Origin of the sequence: Streptomyces sp. NBC_00377 (assembly GCF_036075115.1) — a bacterium.
GTDB lineage: Bacteria > Actinomycetota > Actinomycetes > Streptomycetales > Streptomycetaceae > Streptomyces.
Genome location: NZ_CP107958.1, coordinates 5,623,517 through 5,642,477, shown reverse-complemented (window position 1 = coordinate 5,642,477; position 18,961 = coordinate 5,623,517). Strand labels below are relative to the sequence as shown.

15 protein-coding genes are annotated in these 18,961 nt (G+C 72.6%); 4 read left to right on the top strand and 11 right to left on the bottom strand.

All coding sequences use genetic code 11. From position 1 onward, the window contains the following. Positions 1-44: 44 nt before the first annotated feature. Positions 45-2,393, bottom strand: coding sequence for an immune inhibitor A domain-containing protein (locus tag OHS71_RS25195; RefSeq protein ID WP_328481606.1), 2,349 nt, complete (start codon positions 2,391-2,393; stop codon positions 45-47). Positions 2,394-2,761: 368 nt separating this feature from the next. Between OHS71_RS25195 and OHS71_RS25190 the strand changes: the two genes are divergently transcribed. Beyond that, positions 2,762-3,139 carry a hypothetical protein gene (locus OHS71_RS25190; RefSeq protein ID WP_328481605.1) on the top strand — a complete coding sequence of 126 codons (378 nt, stop codon included), beginning with the start codon at positions 2,762-2,764 and terminating at the stop codon, positions 3,137-3,139. A 64-nt stretch (positions 3,140-3,203) separates the two neighbouring features. Here OHS71_RS25190 and OHS71_RS25185 read toward each other — a convergent pair whose 3' ends face one another. Continuing rightward, positions 3,204-3,920, bottom strand: coding sequence for an RDD family protein (locus OHS71_RS25185; protein ID WP_328481604.1), 717 nt, complete (start codon positions 3,918-3,920; stop codon positions 3,204-3,206). A 104-nt stretch (positions 3,921-4,024) separates the two neighbouring features. After that, on the bottom strand, positions 4,025-5,935 hold the full coding sequence (locus OHS71_RS25180; protein ID WP_328481603.1) for an RDD family protein: 1,911 nt from the start codon (positions 5,933-5,935) through the stop codon (positions 4,025-4,027). A gap of 317 nt (positions 5,936-6,252) precedes the next feature. On the opposite strand from OHS71_RS25180, the gene OHS71_RS25175 reads away from it, so the two are divergent. Further along, positions 6,253-6,729 (top strand): SsgA family sporulation/cell division regulator, encoded by a 477-nt coding sequence (locus OHS71_RS25175; RefSeq protein ID WP_328481602.1) that lies wholly within the window; start codon positions 6,253-6,255, stop codon positions 6,727-6,729. Positions 6,730-6,919: 190 nt separating this feature from the next. On the opposite strand, the gene OHS71_RS25170 is transcribed toward OHS71_RS25175, so the two are convergent. Next, on the bottom strand, positions 6,920-8,296 hold the full coding sequence (locus tag OHS71_RS25170) for an FAD-binding oxidoreductase (RefSeq protein WP_443047043.1): 1,377 nt from the start codon (positions 8,294-8,296) through the stop codon (positions 6,920-6,922). A 176-nt stretch (positions 8,297-8,472) separates the two neighbouring features. Here OHS71_RS25170 and OHS71_RS25165 point away from each other — a divergent pair, with 176 nt between their 5' ends. Then, positions 8,473-9,903, top strand: a complete 1,431-nt coding sequence (locus OHS71_RS25165) for a tetratricopeptide repeat protein (protein WP_328484635.1) — start codon at positions 8,473-8,475, stop codon at positions 9,901-9,903. Positions 9,904-10,022: 119 nt separating this feature from the next. On the opposite strand, the gene hppD is transcribed toward OHS71_RS25165, so the two are convergent. Beyond that, a complete protein-coding gene (gene hppD / locus OHS71_RS25160; protein ID WP_328481600.1) occupies positions 10,023-11,168 on the bottom strand; it encodes a 4-hydroxyphenylpyruvate dioxygenase in 1,146 nt (381 codons plus the stop codon). Between the two features lie 125 nt (positions 11,169-11,293). Between hppD and OHS71_RS25155 the strand changes: the two genes are divergently transcribed. Further along, positions 11,294-11,776 carry an Lrp/AsnC family transcriptional regulator gene (locus OHS71_RS25155; protein ID WP_328481599.1) on the top strand — a complete coding sequence of 161 codons (483 nt, stop codon included), beginning with the start codon at positions 11,294-11,296 and terminating at the stop codon, positions 11,774-11,776. A 270-nt stretch (positions 11,777-12,046) separates the two neighbouring features. On the opposite strand, the gene OHS71_RS25150 is transcribed toward OHS71_RS25155, so the two are convergent. The 6 genes from OHS71_RS25150 to OHS71_RS25125 all read right to left on the bottom strand — a co-directional run bounded on the left by OHS71_RS25150 (position 12,047) and on the right by OHS71_RS25125 (position 18,823). Then, a complete protein-coding gene (locus OHS71_RS25150) occupies positions 12,047-12,838 on the bottom strand; it encodes a S16 family serine protease (RefSeq protein ID WP_328481598.1) in 792 nt (263 codons plus the stop codon). A gap of 137 nt (positions 12,839-12,975) precedes the next feature. Continuing rightward, entirely contained in the window at positions 12,976-13,626 is a 651-nt protein-coding gene (locus OHS71_RS25145; RefSeq protein WP_328481597.1) for an IclR family transcriptional regulator, read from the bottom strand. 1,082 nt (positions 13,627-14,708) lie between these two features. After that, the gene (locus OHS71_RS25140; protein ID WP_328481596.1) at positions 14,709-16,511 is read right to left on the bottom strand and encodes a DEAD/DEAH box helicase; all 1,803 of its coding nucleotides are present in this window, start codon (positions 16,509-16,511) and stop codon (positions 14,709-14,711) included. 211 nt (positions 16,512-16,722) lie between these two features. Then, positions 16,723-17,115, bottom strand: coding sequence for a type II toxin-antitoxin system death-on-curing family toxin (locus OHS71_RS25135; RefSeq protein ID WP_328481595.1), 393 nt, complete (start codon positions 17,113-17,115; stop codon positions 16,723-16,725). Then, positions 17,115-17,312 (bottom strand): hypothetical protein, encoded by a 198-nt coding sequence (locus tag OHS71_RS25130; RefSeq protein ID WP_328481594.1) that lies wholly within the window; start codon positions 17,310-17,312, stop codon positions 17,115-17,117. The genes OHS71_RS25135 and OHS71_RS25130 overlap by 1 nt, the downstream gene beginning before the upstream one ends. Before the next feature lie 32 nt (positions 17,313-17,344). Then, positions 17,345-18,823: an MFS transporter gene (locus OHS71_RS25125; protein ID WP_328481593.1), complete on the bottom strand. Its 1,479-nt coding sequence runs from the start codon at positions 18,821-18,823 to the stop codon at positions 17,345-17,347. Positions 18,824-18,961: the final 138 nt, after the last annotated feature.

The following is an 18,961-nucleotide window of genomic DNA, read 5'->3' as shown; positions in this document are numbered from 1 at the left end:
CAGGGGGTCACCGCCGATGTGTCTCTGACCTGCTAAAACGTCGACTACTTCGTCGAGGGGCCGACCTTCACCTTGATCTTCGAGCCGTCTCCGGCCTCGTATACGATCTTGATCGTGGTGTTGGTGTCAGTGACCTTGACGCCCGCGAGCGGGGTCGTCGCGTCGTAGTAGGTCGACTTGCGGTCGTCGAAGACGGAGACGCCCGCGCTCGACTTGATCTTGACCGCGACGTCCGCCTTGTGCAGCGTGATCGCGTCCGTGGCGGACAGGCTGAAGGGCGAGTCGAAACTCTGCAGACGGGCGTTCATCACGGAGCCGTCGGCCCACTTCAGCGGGGTGGGGTGCGAGTCGACCGGGAGGATCAGGCCCTCACCCGGGTGCTGGCTGGTGTTGTCGTCCGCCTGGGAGGTGTCCCACTTCCAGATCAGCAGACCGTTCTGGTAGGGGTAGTGCTCCACCCAGTCGGGACGGGTCGTCGAGAAGCCGAAGTTGTACGGGCCGACCTGGAGGGTCTTGTCGTACGACACGTACTGGCGGTTCTCGGCGATGTAGTACTGGGCGTAGTCGTCCGTGATGGACGCACCGATGCGCGAGAAGCCGGTCGCGGTCCAAGCGGCGTCCGCCGCCTCCGCGTTGTCGGAGAACAGCGTGGCGCCGTCCGCCGTCACCTTGATCTCGTCGGCCGTGAAGCCCTTCTGGGCCACGCCGCCGTCGGTGGCGTAACGGAAGCGGACGCTGATCTTCTGGCCCGCGTAGGCGTTCAGCGGGAACGTCAGCTTCTGGTGGGCGTCGACCGTGCCGGTGAGGGCGGGCTTGCCGCTGCCGTCCCGCGGGATCGCGGTGCCGTCGGCCAGAGTGCCGTCGACCGGCGTCCAGTTGGAGCCGTCGGTGGAGACCTCGGTGTACAGGTAGTCGTAGTCCTGCTCGATGTCCCACCAGCCGTCCAGGGACAGTGACGCCGACGTCTTGCCGGTCAGGTCGACCGCGCGGGTCAGCGTGTTGCGCAGGTCGTCGCCGCTGCCGCTCCACCACTGCTTGGCGCCCTCGGCCGGGGCGACCACCTCGGTGGTGACCTCCTTCTCCGGCAACTGGACCACGACGGCCTGGGCGTTCTTGGTGTTGTACTCCGCGACGCCCAGCGTGTGGCTGGACTTCACGGCCGCCTTGGCCACGTCGTAGTCCAGCCAGCCCAGCTGGAGCTTGTCCCAGGCGTTCATGTCGCCGGGCAGGTCGCCGATGGCCTCCTTGCCGGTGCCGAGCCAGGAACCGGAGGACATCAGGGTCCAGAAACCGGTGGAGTTCTCGCCGCCGCCGGAGGTGTCGTACTCGTCCGGCAGGCCGAGGTCGTGGCCGTACTCGTGCGCGTAGACGCCGAGGCCGCCGTTCTCCGGCTGGATGGTGTAGTCGCCGACCCAGATGCCGGTGTCGCCGACCTGGGTGCCGCCGAGCTTGTTGGTGTCCGGGCCGGTGGCGCCCGCGTCGGTGCCGAAGGCGTACCAGCGGTGGGCCCAGATGGCGTCCTCGCCCTGGGCGCCGCCGCCCGCGGACTCGTCCTCGCCGGCGTGCACGATCTGGAAGTGGTCGATGTAGCCGTCCGGCTCGTTGAAGTCGCCGTCGCCGTCGTAGTCGTAGCGGTCCCACTGGTCGAAGGTGGCCAGCTCCGCCTTGATCTGGGCGGCGGTGGCGCCGGCCGCCTCACGCTGGGCGACCCAGGCGTTGACGCCGTCCTGGACCGCGTACCAGGCGCCGGTGGAGGCGTTGTTGGAGCCGTACCGGGCCTCGTTGTAGGGGACCTTGACCCAGTCGGTCACCGCGCCCTCGACCGAGTAGCGGCCCGAGGACTGCTTCTCGTAGTACTTCTTCAGGGACTCGGTGTTCTTCCCGGTGCCGAAGTACAGCTCCTGGAAGTGCTTCTGGTTGTAGTCCGCCTGCCAGGCCGTGGAGTTGTCCTTGGCCCGGTCCGGCGCGGCTATCTTGTTGTGCAGCGGGCCGGCCGTGCCGCCGTAGCGGCTGTCGACCTGGTCGCCGAACTCGACGAGGATCGTGAAAATCTTGTCGGTCTTCTCGCGGCCGAGCTCGACGTACTTGCTGTCGCCCTTGCGGCTCTTGAGCTGGACGACCTTCGAGCCGTCCCGGTCCTTGACCGAGGCCTGCCCGGATATGACCTGCTTGAGGGCCTCCTCGCGCTGCGCCTCCTGGGTCTTGCTGAGCGGGCCGTCGAAGTCGTGCTCCTTGGCCTTGGCCGGCTGCGGGTCCTGCCGGTCCACCGCCGGGGCCTTTGCCGAGGTGTTGTCGGCTGCTTGTGCCACGGCGAACGTCGAGAACGTCGCCGAGGCCGCCGCAAGGGCGACGACCGTCGAGGCGGTCCTGAACGTCCAGGATCTACTGGTCACTTGATGTCCTCCCACGCACGCGTCCGGACGCGCGGAAAGGGGGGATCCCTGTCAAGGAAGGTCCGCGCGCTGTTATACGCGTGTAGTCAAGTGACGCTATTTGACTACTGGTTTACGAGAAAAGACAGACCTTGACTTGGACAGGACAAGTGCATTATTAGGAAGAGGAGTTCGCATTGCGGACATGCCTCGGCAACGGGGCGGCCGTCGCGACGGGCGCGCGGCGCAGTCCACTTGATGGACGTCATGACTCCGTGCGCCCCCTGTGCACCGGCGCCGTGGGTTAGGTCACGCTTACCGTTCGTTCCGCTCGGGCATGCAGCCGAATAGAGTCGAGACCGCCCCCGCTTCCGAGGACACCGATTGCCATGCCTCGTCCGACTGTTGCACAGCTCACGTACGGTTCCTGCACCGTCATCTTCTCGACGTTCGCCATGCTGCTGCTGTCACAGACGAGTTCGGGCCCCGGCATCGCGGTCGTCGTCGTCGCCGCGGTCGCGCTCGGCGTCCTCGTCGCCATGACGGTGCCGGTGCCGAAGGCGTCGCGAGCCCCCGTGGCCCGCTCGACGACCCGCGCCCGTTCCGTGATCCGCCCCACGACCCGTTCGGTGACGCGCTCAGGGGCGAGCCTGCCCGCGAGCCGGCCCGAACCCGTTCCCGTCCCGGTGCACGCGCGCGCGAGCGCGCCGGTCCCGGCTTCGGTCGCCACGGCGCCCGAGCCCGTCCGGGAGCCCACGGCACCCTGACACCCGCGCACATGACGCAGGGCCCGCGCCACCAGGTGCGGGCCCTGCGTCATGTGCGGTCGCCTCAGCGCGTGCTGACGACCACCGTCTTGGCCGCCTTGTCGTGCAGTCCCTGTTTGTACGGCTTGTCGAAGAAGCTCCAGCCGCCGCAGATCGCCGTCCACAGACAGGCGCAGCAGAACGCGAACGGGACCCACAGCACCAGGGCGCGGATAAGCGACGTCGGCGTGGAGGGCGTCGAGCCGTTGTCGAGGTCGGCCACGCGCATGCCGAGCCACTTCTTGCCCAGCGTCTGGCCGGACCTGGCGGTCAGGATCGTGTCGTACGCGACATACAGGATCGCGGCGACGAGCTCCCGGCCGAAGGTCTTGCCGAACTCGATCTTGTCCGCGTCCACCGTGTACTGCGCGACCCCGAAGGCCCACGCCAGCAGCGTCACCACGATGAAGACGAGGATCATGTCGATGATGCGGGCCAGCGTGCGCTTGCCGCTGTCGGCGAGCGGGGGCATCCCGGAGAGCGGGTCGGCGGGGTAGCCGCCGTAGGGGTCGCCGCCCTGCGGCCCACCGCCGTAGGGGTCGCCGCCGTACCGTCCCGGCCCCCCGGGACCGCCGCCGTACGGTCCGTGCGGGGCGTCGTACGGCGAGCCGTGCCCCTGGCCGTACGGGGGTTGCCCCTGGCCGTGCGGGGGCTGCGGGGGCTCCTGCTGTGGCGGCTGCTTCCGGAACGGGTCGTCCTCCGGCGGCTCGCCGCCGGAACCGGGGGGCGGTTCGGTGGTCATGCCCCCGAGTCGACCGCGAACCCCCGGCCCGCGCATCCGGCGAGCCGCCGTCCGGGGTACGGGCGCCGACGGCGGGCCGGAGGCTACGGAGGCCCGGGTGCGGGTCAGCCGGCGACGAAGGTGTGGGCCGCCTTGTCGTGCCAGCACTGGCGCCACGGCTTGTCGAACAGGCCCCACAGGACGCCCACCACACCGATCCCGAGCAGACCGGGCACGCTGTAGACGAACCAGCGGCGCAGGGCCGCCCCGAAGGACGGGGGCTCGCCGCCCCCGATGTCCCGCACCTCGAGGCCGAACAGCTTCTTGCCCAGCGTGCGGCCCCACCTGGCGGTCGGCAGCGCTTCGTACACGACCCCGAAGCCCAGCAGGACGGCGAGGACGATCCCCAGGTACGCCGACGTCGTCCCGTCGAGCAGCCAGACGGTGACCTTCTCTCCGGAGAGCTTGGCCGCGTCGACCTTCTGGTCCACGTGGTCGAGGGCCCTCACACCCAGCGGCACCGCGGCGGCGGCGGTGACGGCCGCGAGGACGAGGGTGTCGACCAGGCGGGCGGCCAGCCGCTTGCCGAGGCCCGCCGGACGGGCCGAGGCCTGCCGCCGGGCGGCCGCCTGGAAGATGTCCTCGACCGGTGGCTTCCAGGGCGTGACGGGTCCGTCCTCGGCCCCCGCCAGCTGGTGCACCTGCTGGGCCCACGAAGGCTGCCCACCGCCGGACCCGGCGGCCATCGGAGCGGACGCGGACGCCTGGGCGGCGGGCCCGGCGGTGGCCTGCGCGGCGGCAGAAGGCTGCGGCGGCGGGCCACCGGCCTGCTGGGGCACGCCCGGAGCGCCCGCCTGCGGGCCGGGAAGACCGGACGCGGGCGCCGGGTCGCCCGGGCGGGCGCCGGGCTGCGCGGCCGGGAAACCTGCCGGGCCCTGCGGGGCGGCCGGCTGTGCGGCCGGGAATCCCGCGGGGCCCTGCGGGGCGGCAGCGGCGGGGGCGGTACCCCGACCCTGCGGGGCCGGGGCGGGGGGAGAAACAGCCGGCGCCGGGGCCGGAACGTGCGCCGGTCCCTGGGGGGCCGGAGCACCGACGGCGGGGACACCCGGAGCCGCGACACCCGGCCTCGGGGCGCCCGGGGGCTGGGCAGCCGCGCGCTCGGCGGCCGCCTTGCCGGCGCCGAAGCCGGGCTCGGCGGGTGCGGTGCCGCTGCCGGCCGGTGCGCCGACCGGCCCCTGCGCACCGTAGGCGGCCGCGCCGGGCGCGCTTCCCGCTCCGGCGGAGGCCGGATCACCGAACCCCGGCGCGCCGGGTGTGCCGGGCGCGCCGAACGCCCCGGGGGCCGCCGCAGGCCCCTGCGCGGCGGCGGGGAACGCGGCCGCGTCGCCCGCCGGGCCCGGCGCCGGTCCGCTTCCCGGCCGGGGACCGGACGCACCGTCCTGGCCACCCTTGCGCGGGCCCGGGGGACGGAAGGTGACCGTGCCCTCGTCGGGAATGAGCCCCGCAGGACCGGAGGCACCGGACGAGGGAGCGGTCCCGTCACCCGTCGTCGGCCGGCGGAAGACGAACGTGCCCCCGGAGACCACGTCCCCCGCGCCTTCCGGTTCGGCGGGCGGGATGGTGGCCGTGCCGTCGGTGCTCGTCGACAGGCCCTCGGGCGTGACCGGCGCGGACGGGGGCGTCCTCGGGTCGGCGCCCTGCGGCGAGCCCCAGGAGACCCGGCGGTCCTGGTCGCCGCCGAACCCGGACTGGTGGGCGCGGTCGGCGCCCCACGCCGAGGCGGGCTCGGGACGGCCGCCGTACGGGTCCGCCGGTTGCGGGTCCTCGTCGAAGAAGTGCGGGCCGGTCTCCTCGACGGAGACCGGGGGCGAGCCGGCCGGGGACGTGAGCGACCGGCCGTCGGAGGGCGCCGGCCGGCTGGTGCCCGGTACCCAGGAGGCACCGTTCCAGTACCGGACGTATCCAGGGATGGACGGGTCCGGGTAGTACCCCTCGCGGGGCCTGTCGTCGCCGGGTGCCGGGGTGGGGGCGCTCATGTCCGTCGTCCCGTATCTGCTCGGGGGTGGGATGGGGGGGTCCACATCTATCAGACCCACGCAAGGTCCACGGCCAGTCCTGTCGGACCCGCCCCTTTCCGGGCAATGCCGTGCAGGCTCTTCACACGTTCGGAACCGTCCACCGGGGCCCGGCCGGAACGCGACGAAGCCATGGCCGGAACGTGCGGGGGCCCGCGGCGGGAACCGCTCGGAGAAAGTTCCCCGGACCCGCGTAATGGTTCCGGGGTCCGGCCCCTCTCCACTCGTACGGGCCCACCGCGGGCCCGCGCGAGGTCCGTCTCGAGAGGAGAACCGACATGCGTCACACCGTGGTGGAACGTGAACTGGAGCTCAGGCTCATCCTGTCGCCGGAGCGCAGCATCCCGGTCCCGGCCCGGCTGGGCTATCGCGGCGACGACCCGTTCGCCGTCCACGTCGCCTTCCACATCAACTCCGAGCACCCGGTCGACTGGACGTTCGCACGGGAGCTGCTCGTGGAGGGCGTGTTCCGGCCCTGCGGGCACGGCGACGTGCGGGTGTGGCCGACGAAGGTGGAAGGGCGCAGCGTCGTGCTGATGGCGCTCAGCTCGCCCGACGGGGACGCCCTTCTGGAGGCGCCCGCGGAACAGGTCTCGGCCTGGCTGGAGCGGACGCTGCGGGCGGTGCCCCCGGGGACCGAGGGGGAGCGGCTCGGCCTCGACGACGGTCTGGCCGACCTGCTCGCCCCGACGCCCGCGGACGATCTGTGGCTGAGCGACCCGTGGCCGTCGGACGAGTCCCCGGACGGCGAGTGAACCGCCCGCGCCGGTCAGGGTGCCGGTGGCGGTGTCGCCGGTCCCGACGCCGTGACCCGTCCCGATCCCGGTGCCGATCCCGGTGCCGGTTGGGGTGCCGGTTGGGGTGCCGGTTGGGGTGCCGGTTGGGGTGCCGGTTGGGGTGCCGGTTGGGGTGCCGGTTGGGGTGCCGGTACGGGTATCGGCGGGGTCAGAACAGTTTGCCCGGGTTGAGGATGCCCAGGGGGTCGAAGGCCGCCTTGACCGCCCGCTGCATCTCCACGCCCACCGGGCCGATCTCGCGCGCCAGCCACTCCTTCTTCAGCACCCCCACGCCGTGTTCGCCGGTGATGGTGCCGCCGAGTTCCAGGCCGAGGCCCATGATCTCGTCGAAGGACTCGCGGGCGCGCCGGCACTCCTCGGGGTCCGCCGCGTCGAAGCACACCGTGGGGTGGGTGTTGCCGTCGCCGGCGTGGGCGACGACCCCGATGGTCAGTCCGTGCTTCTCCGCGATGCGGTCGACGCCTTCGAGCATCTCGCCGAGCCTCGACCGCGGCACGCACACGTCGTCGATCATCGTGGTGCCCTTGACGGCCTCCAGGGCGACGAGCGACGACCGCCGTGCCTGGAGCAGGAGTTCGGACTCGGCGAAGTCGTCGGCCGGGACCACCTGGGTGGCGCCGGCCGCCTCGCACAGCGCGCCCACGGCGGTGAGGTCGGCGGACGGGTCGGGGGTGTCGAAGGCCACCAGCAACAGGGCTTCGGTGCTCTCCGGAAGGCCCATGCGGGTCAGCTCGTTGACGGCCCTGACCGTCGTACGATCCATGAGTTCGAGGAGGGACGGGACGTGTCCCCCGGCCATGATCCGGCACACCGCGTCGCAGGCGGCGGCCGCGGACGCGAACTCGGCCGCCAGCACCAGTTGTTGCGGCGGCTGCGGCCGGAGCGCGAGGACCGCCCTGACGACGATCCCCAGCGAGCCCTCCGAGCCCACGAACAGCCGGGTGAGGTCGTACCCGGCGACGCCCTTGGCCGTGCGGCGGCCGGTGGACATCAGGCGGCCGTCGGCGAGCACGACGTCCAGACCGAGGACGTACTCGGCCGTCACCCCGTACTTCACGCAGCACAGCCCGCCCGAAGCGGTGCCGATGTTGCCGCCGATCGTGCACATCTCCCAGCTGGAGGGGTCCGGCGGGTAGTACAGACCGTGTTCGTTCACCGCGCGGGAGAGGGCCGCGTTGACGACGCCGGGCTCGACCACGGCGATGCGGTCGACCGGGTTGATCTCGAGAATGCGGTCCATCTTCGTCAGGGAGAGGACGACGCACCCCTCGGAAGCGTTGGCGCCCCCGGACAGACCGGTGCGGGCACCCTGCGGGACGACCGGCGCGCGCAGCTCTGTCGCCGTGCGCATGACGTGCTGGACCTCTTCGACCGTGCGCGGCAGGACGACGACGGCGGGGCTCCCGGCCGGGCAGAAACTGGCCATGTCGTTGGCGTAGGCGGCCGTGACGTCCGGGTCGGTGAGGACGGCCTCGGCGGGCAGGCCGGTGAGCAGACGGTCGACGAGGATACGGCTCATGATCATAGGTTCGCACCCGGGGCCATCGGTGTGAACCCCGTCCGCCCGGCCCTTCGGGTGACGTCGTACGGTCGTCGTACTGACGCACAGTGAGCGCCATGGAGAACGCAGAGCGCGGCGCCGATGAGCGCACCGCCCCCGGCACCGCCCCCGAGGAGGCCGCCCCGGCCCCCGCGGCTTCCATGAACCCGGAAAGCCCCGCGGAAGCTGCCGGATCCGCCCGGAAGGTCTCGCCGTCGCGGCGGTGGGTGCTCGTCGGCTCGCTCGTGGGGTGCCTGGCGCTGGGCGGCGGGGTGGTGCTGGGTCTGTCCGGCGGGGAGCCCGCGGTGCGCCGGGCGCCCGGGCCCGCGCCGGGGGCGCAGGCCGGCACCGCGGTCCGTACCGGCGTGCCGGCCGCGTTGCCCGATCTGGCGGTGCTGATCGGGCAGCGCGAGAGCCGGGTGCGGGCGCATCCACGGGACGCGCGGTCCTGGGCGGTGCTCGGGACGGCCTACGTCGAGCAGGGCCGGCGCACCGCAGACGCCGCCGCGCTGTACCCGAAGGCCGAGCGGGCGCTGCGGACCTCGCTGAAGGTGCGTCCGAAGGCCAATCCCGAGGCCCTCGACGGGCTGGCCGCGCTGGCCAACGCACGCCGTGACTTCCGGGCGGCCCTCGCGTGGGGCGAGGCCGCGCGCAGGCTGGCGCCGGCCCGCTGGACGACGTATCCGCAGCTCATCGACGCGTACACCGGGCTCGGGGATCACCGGCAGGCCCGCAGGGCCCTCGACCGGCTGACGGCGCTGCACTCCGGTCCCGCCGTGCGGGCGCGGGCGGCGGGCGTCTACTGGGACCAGGGCCGCCGCGAGGACGCGCAGGCTGCGCTGGCCGACGCGGCGGCCGGCGCCTCCTCCCCCGCCGAGCAGGCGGCCTGGCTGGAGCGGGCGGGGCAGCTGGCCTGGGAGCGCGGTGAGCGGGCGAACGCCCTGCGGCACTTCCGGGAGGCGGTCAGGATCGACCCCGACCAGCGGGCCGCGCAGGCCGGGCAGGGACGGGCGCTGGCGGCCCTGGGGCGGACGTCGCAGGCGTTGAACGCGTACCGGAAGGCGCTCGCCGGGCAGCCGTCGCCGCAGTACGCGCTGGAGCTCGGCGAACTGTACGAGTCGCTGGGTTCCACCCGGGCGGCGCGGGCGCAGTACGACCGGCTGCGGGCGCGGGTCGGGAAGGAGGCGGCGGGCGGGGTCGACGGGGCTCTGGTGCTCGGCCGGTTCGAGGCGGACCACGGGGATCCGGCCGCGGCGGTGACGCGGCTGCGGGCCGAGTGGCGAAGGCAGCCGGGGATCGCGGTGGCGGACGCGCTGGGCTGGGCGCTGCACCGGGCCGGGGACGACAAGGAGGCGCTGCGGTTCGCCGTGATCGCCACGGACCGGGTGCACGGGGGCACCGTGTACAGCGCGCCGTACATGTACCACCGGGGCATGATCGAGCAGGCGCTGGACATGACAGGACCGGCCCGGCGCCACCTCCAGGAGGCGTTGCGGATCAACCCGTACTTCTCGCCGCTGTTCGGACCGGTGGCCCGGGCAGCGGCGGCGCGGCTGGGTGACGAGCCGGCCCCCGCCGAGCTGCCCGAGTAGGGCGCGCCCGGACGGGGGCCGGAGGGGCCCGACGGGACCGACGGGGGCCGCGAGCCGCTCCCTCCGCGAGCTGCCGCTCACGGGTCGCCGCTCACCGCTTGCCGCTCACCGAGTGCCGCTCAGAGGTTGCCGCGCCGGTCCTGCTCCCGCTCGATCGCCTCGAACAGGGCCTTGAAGTTTCCCTTGCCGAAGCCCATGGAGCCGTGCCGTTCGATGATCTCGAAGAAGACGGTCGGCTTGTCCTGGACCGGCTTGGTGAAGATCTGCAACAGATAGCCGTCCTCGTCGCGGTCGGCGAGGATCTTCAGCTCGCGCAGGGTGTCGACGGGGACGCGGGTCTCGCCGACCCACTCGCCCAGCGTGTCGTAGTAGGAGTCGGGGGTGTCGAGGAACCGCACCCCGGCCGCCCGCATCGTCCGTACCGTCTGCACGATGTCGTTGGTGTTCAACGCGATGTGCTGGACGCCCGCGCCGCCGTAGAACTCCAGGTACTCGTCGATCTGGGACTTCTTCTTGGCGATGGCGGGCTCGTTGATCGGGAACTTGACCTTGAGCGTGCCGTCCGCGACGACCTTCGACATCAGGGCGCTGTACTCGGTGGCGATGTCGTCGCCCACGAACTCCTTCATGTTCGTGAAGCCCATGACCTTGTTGTAGAAGCCGACCCACTCGTTCATCCGGCCGAGTTCGACGTTGCCGACGCAGTGGTCGACGGCCTGGAAGGTGCGGTGGGCGGGCGGTTCGACGATCGGCTCGGCGGCGGCGAAGCCGGGGAGGTACGGGCCGTCGTAGCCGGAGCGGTCGACGAGCGTGTGGCGGGTCTCGCCGTAGGTGGCGATCGCGGCGAGGACGACGGTGCCGTGCTCGTCCTTCAGCTCGTACGGCTCGGCGACCGAGCGGGCGCCGTGCTCGATCGCGTAGGCGTAGGCCGCCCGGGCGTCGGGGACCTCGATGGCGAGGTCGACGACGCCGTCGCCGTGCTCGGCCACGTGCCGGCCGAGGAAGTGGCCCCAGGGGGTGGCGGCCTTGATGACGGAGGTGAGGACGAAGCGGGCCGAGCCGTTCGTGAGCACGTACGAGGCGGTCTCGCGGCTGCCCGTCTCCGGTCCGGAGTAGGCGACCAGCTTCATGCCGAAGGCGGTGGAGTAGTAGTGCGCCGCCTGCTTGGCGTTGCCCACGGCGAAGACGACCGCGTCCATTCCCTTGACCGGGAAGGGATCGGCCTGCCGGGCGGTGTCGGGAGTGTGGTGTGTGGTCTGCGTCATGGCCGAAGCCTCGCGCCGGGCAGCAAGGTGCGCAATAGTTCGCTTCATCGCTGGACAATGTGCGCAGCGAAGGAACGGTATCGACGGGCTTTCTGTACAGGGTGCCCATCCCGGAGGCGGGCGGTATGGCGATCGATCGACTGGACGGCCGGATCATCGTGCTGCTGGCCAGGGAGCCGCGCCTGGGGGTGCTGGAGATGTCCCGGCGGCTGGGGGTGGCCCGGGGGACGGTGCAGGCGCGGCTCGACCGGCTCCAGTCGAACGGAGTCGTCCGGGGGTTCGGCCCCGAGGTCGATCCGGCGGCGCTCGGCTACCCGGTGACCGCGTTCGCCACGCTTCAGATCCGGCAGGGGCAGGGAGCCGCCATCCGGGCCCACCTGGGGTCCGTGCCGGAGGTGCTGGAACTGCACACCACCACCGGCGGCGGGGACATGCTGTGCCGGCTGGTGGCCCGCTCCAACGCCGATCTCCAGCGGGTGATCGACCTGGTCGTCGGTTTCGACGGCATCGTCCGGGCCTCCACCGCGATCGTGATGGAGAACCCCGTTCCGCTGCGGATCATCCCGCTGGTGGAGCAGGCGGCCGAGGACGACGGGGAGAGGGCCTGACGCCGCGAAGTGGACGGTGGCCCGGCCGGGCCGTCTCGACCGGTGTCACCCACCGGCGCAAGCCGCGAAGCGGCACCGCTGGTGCCGTGACCGGAAGGGTTTGCCGGGCAGCGCGCGGCGTCCGGTGCGGTGCATCGCAAGGCGGAGCATCGTCCCCGTACCGGATGTACTGGGGTGAGGCGACAACGCGGCGTGGGGGCACCCCCGGCCGAAGGCTGGGGGAGTGCCGTGCCGGACGCCGCGCGCCCGGCGGGAATTGTCAGACACGCCCTAGCAGCTCGGGACCGAGCCCTTTCCGTTCTGGAGGGCGGTCAGCGCGCTCACCGCGCCCTTCAACGTGGTGACCGGGACCAGCCGCAGGCCCTTGGGCAGTTCGGCCTCGGCGTCGGAACACTCGGCCTTCGGCACCAGGAAGACGGTCGCCCCGTCCCGCCGCGCGGCCTGTGTCTTCAGGGCCACCCCGCCGACCGCGCCGACCGTACCGTCGGCCTCGATGGTCCCGGTACCGGCGATCGTGCGGCCGCCGGTGAGGTCGCCGCCGCTGCCGTCGCCGTCGAGCTTGTCGACGATGCCGAGCGAGAACAGCAGCCCGGCGCTGGGACCGCCCACGTCGGCCAGGGTCAGGGTGACCTTGACGCCGTCGCCGCCGAGCTTCAGGTACTTCAGCGCGGCCTCGGTCGCGGCGTCCTGGGACTCCCGCATCTGCTGCGTGTTGTGCTGCTCGATCTCCTTCGTCGTCTCCCCGCTGGGGTAGACGGAGTCACGGGGCATGATCGCCCGGTCGGCGCCGAACCAGCCGTCGATGACGTCGGGGAGCCTGACGACCGTGTCGGGGTTGGTCGCCTCGATCGTCGTCATCCGCAGCTGCCCGCTGGTGGTCCGGGTGGGCGCGCCGGTGATCGTGATGACCGGGGTGCCCTGGTTCTCACCGAGGACGTTCGCCGTCATGCCCGGCTGCGCCACCGAGAACGGCAGCGGCGCGAACGCGGCCGTCGCGAGCAGCGCCACGAGCGGCAGGGCGCAGACGGTGAGAGCCGTGGGGCGAGAGAGGCGAGAGAGCACGAGGTCAATCTAACGTGACGACGTGTCCCGGCTCGCGGCCGGATGTCGCCCGATCGGCCGCGAGCCCCGGTTCGGCGTCACCCGCCCCGTCGCCCCCTCTCCTACGGCAGAGGCCGCCTGTCGAGGCCCTCGCGGAGTCAGCGCAGCGCCTCCGCCACCTCCCTTGCGGCGTCCACGACCCGCGGTCCCACCCGTTCCGGCACGGCGTCGGCCAGCATCACCACGCCCACGCTGCCCTCGACGCCCGTCACTCCCAGCAGCGGAGCCGCGGCGCCGCTCGCGCCGGCCTCCAGCTCCCCGTGCGTCAGCGTGTAGCCGGGTTCGTTCGCCGGACGCGCCGGATTCTGCCGCGCGAAGAGGATCGCCCGGCCGGCCGCGCCCCGGTCCAGCGGATGCCGGAACCCGGCCCGGTAGGCCACGTGGTAGTCCGTCCAGGTCGGCTCGACGACGGCGACGGCGAGCGCCTCCGTCCCGTCCACCAGGGTCAGATGCGCGGTCGCCCCTATGTCCTCGGCCAGCGACCGCAGCGCGGGCAGCGCGGCCTCCCGCACCAGCGGATGCACCTGACGGCCCAGCCTCAGCACCCCGAGGCCCACCCTGGCTCGCCCGCCCAGGTCACGCCGTACGAGGGCGTGCTGTTCCAGTGTGGCGAGCAGCCGGTACACAACGGTCCGGTTGACGCCCAGTTTGTTGGAAAGTTCGGTGACGGTCAGCCCGTGGTCGGTATCGGCCAGCAGTTTGAGGACCTTCAGCCCTCGATCGAGCGTCTGCGAGGTCTCCGCGGTCACGACGCCCACTCCTTAAGTGGTGAGGTCGGCAGCCTCCGTCGCGGCGGATGCGTCACCGAGTCCCGTCAGTGACGCGCTACAGAGGCCGCCGATCGGCAGACGGGCCTGGCGTGTCCGGGCCCGGTCGCTTCACGGCTGCGCTCCGCGGCGGCGCTGCCACGGGGCGTGTGCGTAGCGGGACAGTAGCGAAGCCGGTTCGCTGAGCGGAAGTCTCCGTCCAGAATCCGGTCATTGGCCGGTATGGACTACCTGCATTTATCCCGATACGTACGGAGCGTGGCACCACGCCTCGCGCCCCTGCCGGGACACGGGCCCGGCAGCCGCGCCCTTGCGGACGGCCCGGAGAGCCTGGACGCCCGGGCCCGCGAGGGCTGGGGGCCCCGGACCGCCGGGAGCCGTGGCAGTAAGGGGCCGCAGGCTGCGAACCCTTGGGCGCCTCGGGCTGCGGACCGATGGGAGCCTCGGGTCGCAAACCCGTTAAGCGCCTCGGGCCCGCGGCAGTAAGGGGCCTCGGGCTGCGGAACCTTGGGCGCCTCGGGCCGCGGACCGATGGGAGCCTCGGGCCGCAGACCGTTGAGGAGCCTCAGGCCGCAACCGTAAGGAGCCTCAGACCGCGCACCGTTGAGGAGCCTCGGGCCGCGGCCGTAAGGGGCCCCGGGCTGGGAACCCTTGGGCGCCTCGGGCCGCGGACCCGTTAGGTGCCTCGGGCCGCAGACCGTTGAGGAGCCTCAGGCCGCAACCGTAAGGAGCCTCAGACCGCGCACCGTTGAGGAGCCTCGGGCCGCGGCCGTAAGGGGCCCCGGGCTGCGGACCCTTGGGCGCCTCGGGCCGCGGACCGTTGGGGAGCCTCGGGCCGCGGCCGTAAGGAGCCGCGGGTCGCGATCCGTTAGGAGCCCAGGGGCGCGGGCCCGTTGGGCGCCTCGGGTAGCGGCAGTAAGGGGCTTCGGGAAGCGCGGGCCGTTGGGCCCCGCCGGGGGCGCGCCGGGCCCCGCCGGGGAGGAGGCGCCGGGGGCACGGGCCCCGGGGCACCCGCACCCGCACCCGCACCCGCACCCGCACCCGCCCGGAGGAACGAGGCGGCCTCACTTCATCCGGGTCGCCCACTCCTGCACCTTGGCGATGCGCTGGCGCAGCTGCCCCGCCGTCGCCTCCGCGCTCGGCGGACCACCGCACACCCGTCGCAGCTCGGTGTGGATCACGCCGTGCGGCTTGCCGCTCTGATGGACGTACGCCCCCACCATCGTGTTGAGCTGCTTGCGCAGCTCCATCAGCTCCTTGTGCGAGACGACCGGCCGCCGCTCGGCGGGCAGCTCCAGCAGGTCGGCCTCGGAGTCCGGCCGCTTCTTGCTGTGCGCGATCTGCTTGGCCTGCCGCTTCTGCAACAGCATCTGCACCTGGTCGGGTTCGAGGAGGCCCGGGATACCGAGGTAGTCCTGCTCCTCCTCGCTCCCCGGGTGGGCCTGCATGCCGAACTCGGCGCCGTTGTACATCACCCGGTCGAAGACGGCCTCGGACTCCAGCGCCTCGAAGGCGAACTGCTCCTGCTCGCCGGTGTCCTCGTCCTGCTCCTTGTTCGCCTCGTCCATCTCCTTCTCGGACTCGGCGTACGGGTCCTCCTCGCCCTCCTTCTTGGGCTTGTCGAGGGCGTGGTCGCGCTCGACCTCCATCTCGTTGGCGAAGGTGAGCAGGTCGGGCACGGTCGGCAGGAAGACGGAGGCGGTCTCGCCGCGCCGCCGGGACCGCACGAAACGACCGACGGCCTGGGCGAAGAAGAGAGGGGTGGAGATGGTCGTCGCGTACACCCCGACGGCCAGCCGCGGCACGTCGACGCCCTCCGACACCATCCGCACCGCGACCATCCAGCGGTCGTTGCTCCCGCTGAAGTCGTCGATGCGGCTGGACGCGCCGGTGTCGTCGGACAGGACGAGCGTGGCCTTCGTCCCCGTGATCTCCCTGATCAGCTTGGCGTAGGCGCGGGCGGACTCCTGGTCGGAGGCGATGACGAGCGCACCGGCGTCCGGGATGGCCTTCCTGACCTCGGTGAGCCGCTGGTCGGCGGCGCGCAGCACGCTCGGCATCCACTCGCCGCGCGGGTCCAGCGCCGTACGCCACGCCTGGCTGATCGCGTCCTTGGTCATCGGCTCGCCGAGCCGCGCCGCGATCTCGTCCCCCGCCTTCGTCCGCCAGCGCATGTTGCCGCTGTAGGAGAGGAAGATGACGGGCCGGACGACCTGGTCGGCGAGCGCGGACCCGTACCCGTACGTGTAGTCGGCGGCGGACCGCCGGATGCCGTCGTTGCCCTCCTCGTACGACACGAAGGGGATCGGGTTGGTGTCCGAGCGGAACGGCGTACCGGTGAGCGCGAGCCGGCGGGTCGCGGGCTCGAAGGCCTCGAGGCAGGCCTCGCCCCAGGACTTGGAGTCACCGGCGTGGTGGATCTCGTCGAGGATGACGAGGGTCTTGCGCTGTTCGCTGCGGTTGCGGTGCAGCATCGGTCGGACGCCGACGCCCGCGTAGGTCACGGCGACACCGTGGTACTCCTTGCTGAGCGGGCCCGCGCTGTACTCGGGGTCCAGCCGGATCCCTATCCGCGCGGCCGCCTCCGCCCACTGCTTCTTCAGATGCTCGGTCGGCGCGACCACGGTCACCTGCTGCACGACGTGGTGGTGCAGCAGCCAGGAGGCGAGGGTCAGCGCGAAGGTCGTCTTGCCGGCGCCGGGGGTGGCGACGGCGAGGAAGTCGCGCGGCTGCTCCTGGAGGTACTTCTCCATCGCCCCCTGCTGCCAGGCACGCAGCTTGCCGGCGGTGCCCCAGGGGGCTCTGCCCGGGAAGGCCGGTGACAGGTGGTGGGAGTGGGAGGTGGAGGAAGCGGCGGTGGTAGTCACGGTCTCCGGGTTCGGGGTCGAATCAGAGGGCCGCGCGAAGCGCGTCGGGCGGGGCTGCGGGCGGCAGGGCGGGCAGTGGTGTGCGGGTGACGGGGTGGTGCGCGGGTGACGGGCGGGGGCTCGGCTGCGTATGACAACCGGGCCACCCTACCGGCGGCCCGGCGGTGTCAACGTGCCGACGAGGCCGCGTCACCCGCGGGTGGGACCCACGTCACAGAGGAAGGACGGCGTCGGTTCGGCGTGCGAAGCGCGGCAACCGGGAGGCGATGCCGGGGACGTCGAGGGCGCCCTGGCACACGTCCAGCACGAACCGCTCGGCCTCGTCCACGTCGAAGCCCGCGTCCAGCGGATGACCCTCCAGGTGCAGGAAGACCCAGGTCGCGTACCAGGCGATGCGCTTGTTGCCGTCGACGAGACCGTGGTTGCGGGCCAGGGACTCCATCAGCGCCGCGGCCTTGCGCCAGACGTCCGGGTAGGCGTCCTGTCCGAACACGCTCGACCGGGGGCGGGCCAGGGCGGAGTCGAGCAGTCCGTAGTCGCGCACCTCGTCCGCCTCGAGCCGCCGGGTGAGGTCCATCAGCTCGGGCAGGGTGAGGTAGTGCATCAGGCGAGCCTCCGGTTCAGCTCGGCGCTGGCCTTCAGCACGTGCTCGGCGGCCTCGTCGAACAGCCTCGCGTGCTCGTTCACGGCCCTGATCACCGCGTCGTGCGCGAAGGCCTGCATGCTGCGTCCCTCCGCCTGTGCGCGCTCACGCAGGGCGTCGAGTTCCTCGTCCGTGAAGCGCAGGTTCAGTCCGGCCATGGCGCGACGGTACTAGCCGGTACCACGTGGTGTCACCGCGATTCCGTCCGCAGCCGCGTCGTCACCCACGCCCCGAACAGCGCCACCGCCGCCATCGGCAGGAAGACGGCGGCGAAGGCGGCCGGATGCGAACCGCCGGACGCCGCCGTCGTGGCGGCCGTCGTGCGGGCCACGCTCCCGCCGCCGAGCGCCGCGAAGGCGGCGCCCCCGGCGGCCAGCAGGAGCACGTTCGACAGCCCGTCCGAGATCTGTAGGGCGGCGGAATTGGTCCCGGCCTCCTCGGGCGCGGAGAGCTCCAGCAGCAGCACGCTGCTCGAGGAGATCACCAGACCCATCCCCAGGCATCCGAAGCCCCAGGCGACGGCCACCGTCCAGACGGGCACGGAAGGGATCAGGACACCGGGCGCGGCGGCGATGGCGCCGGCCGCCAGCACCATCCCCAGAGCCATCAGCCGCTCCCGGTACGGCTCGGCCCACGGCCGCGACTGCACCCAGGACCCCAGCGCCCAGGTCGCCCCGCCGGCGGCGAGCGAGAACCCGGCGAGGGTCGGGCTGAGCCCGCGCTGTGTCACGAGCATCAGGGGCACGAAGGACTCGGCGGCGATGAAGGACCCGGCGGCCACACCGCGCAGCAGCACCACGGACTGCAGCCCGCGGGCCGCCCGCCAGGTGCCGCGCGGCAGCAGCCCGAGCACGGCGGGCACGAGCAGCGCGACTCCCGCGGCGGCGGGGAGGAGGGAGACCGGCCGCAGGTCCTGGGCGGCGTACTGGAGCAGGCCGGCGCCGAGGGAGATCCCGAGGGCGAGCCGGATCCGCCGCCGGTCGAAGGAGGCCGCGGCCGTGCCCGCCACGGGGCCGCTCGCCCGCCGCCGGATCTGGGGCAGCGCGAGCGCGAGCGGAAGCACGACGAGGACGGGTATCCCGAGGAAGACCCACCGCCAGCCGAGCCGCTCGGTGACCGCGCCGGCGGCCAGCGGCCCCACCACGGACGGCACCACCCAGCAGGCGGCGAACGCGGCCATGATCGCGGGCCGCAGCCGCTCCGGATAGGCCCGCCCGACGACGACGTACAGGGCGACGATCACCAGTCCCCCGCCCAGCCCCTGTACGGCCCGCCCGAGGATGAACACCCACATGCCCCCGGCGCTCCCGGACAGGAGCAGCCCGGCGGCGAACGCCGCGATGCCGCCGCCCAGCGCACCCAGCGGTCCACGCCGGTCCGACCACTGCCCGGCGAACACCATCCCGAACAGGCTGGTGGTGAAGTAGCCGGAGAACGCGAACGCGTACAACGACACCCCGTCGAGCTCCCGCGCCGCCACCGGCATGGCGGTCCCCACGGCGGTCGCCTCGAACGCGATGAGCAGCACGACGGAGACGATGCCGACGGTGAGAGCCCGATACGAACGCCCGAGAACGGTCCCGCCGTCACGCTCCCGGTCCACCTCCACGGCGGCGGGGCACAGGACTTCGTCGGCGACACCGGTGTCGCGGGGTTCGAGGGCAGCCATGGTCGCCAGCGTAAGGGCCACTACTGACATTGACCCCTGTCGGAAGACGGGTATCCGACCGGGCCATTGGTCGTACGACCATCACCGCGCGGCCCCGTTCATGAACGGCGTATGGCAGTCCCGTTGCGGCGCCCCGGT

What these genes read in the sequence shown, in the direction of transcription:
- OHS71_RS25135 (WP_328481595.1), bottom strand. Translation starts at nt 17,115, where the DNA reads ATGCACTACCTCACCCTGCCCGAGCTGATGGACCTCACCCGGCGGCTC.
- OHS71_RS25130 (WP_328481594.1), bottom strand. Translation starts at nt 17,312, where the DNA reads ATGGCCGGACTGAACCTGCGCTTCACGGACGAGGAACTCGACGCCCTG.
- OHS71_RS25155 (WP_328481599.1), top strand. Translation starts at nt 11,294, where the DNA reads ATGGCGATCGATCGACTGGACGGCCGGATCATCGTGCTGCTGGCCAGG.
- hppD (WP_328481600.1), bottom strand. Translation starts at nt 11,168, where the DNA reads ATGACGCAGACCACACACCACACTCCCGACACCGCCCGGCAGGCCGAT.
- OHS71_RS25190 (WP_328481605.1), top strand. Translation starts at nt 2,762, where the DNA reads ATGCCTCGTCCGACTGTTGCACAGCTCACGTACGGTTCCTGCACCGTC.
- OHS71_RS25185 (WP_328481604.1), bottom strand. Translation starts at nt 3,920, where the DNA reads ATGACCACCGAACCGCCCCCCGGTTCCGGCGGCGAGCCGCCGGAGGAC.
- OHS71_RS25165 (WP_328484635.1), top strand. Translation starts at nt 8,473, where the DNA reads ATGAACCCGGAAAGCCCCGCGGAAGCTGCCGGATCCGCCCGGAAGGTC.
- OHS71_RS25170 (WP_443047043.1), bottom strand. Translation starts at nt 8,296, where the DNA reads ATGATCATGAGCCGTATCCTCGTCGACCGTCTGCTCACCGGCCTGCCC.
- OHS71_RS25175 (WP_328481602.1), top strand. Translation starts at nt 6,253, where the DNA reads ATGCGTCACACCGTGGTGGAACGTGAACTGGAGCTCAGGCTCATCCTG.
- OHS71_RS25125 (WP_328481593.1), bottom strand. Translation starts at nt 18,823, where the DNA reads ATGGCTGCCCTCGAACCCCGCGACACCGGTGTCGCCGACGAAGTCCTG.
- OHS71_RS25180 (WP_328481603.1), bottom strand. Translation starts at nt 5,935, where the DNA reads ATGAGCGCCCCCACCCCGGCACCCGGCGACGACAGGCCCCGCGAGGGG.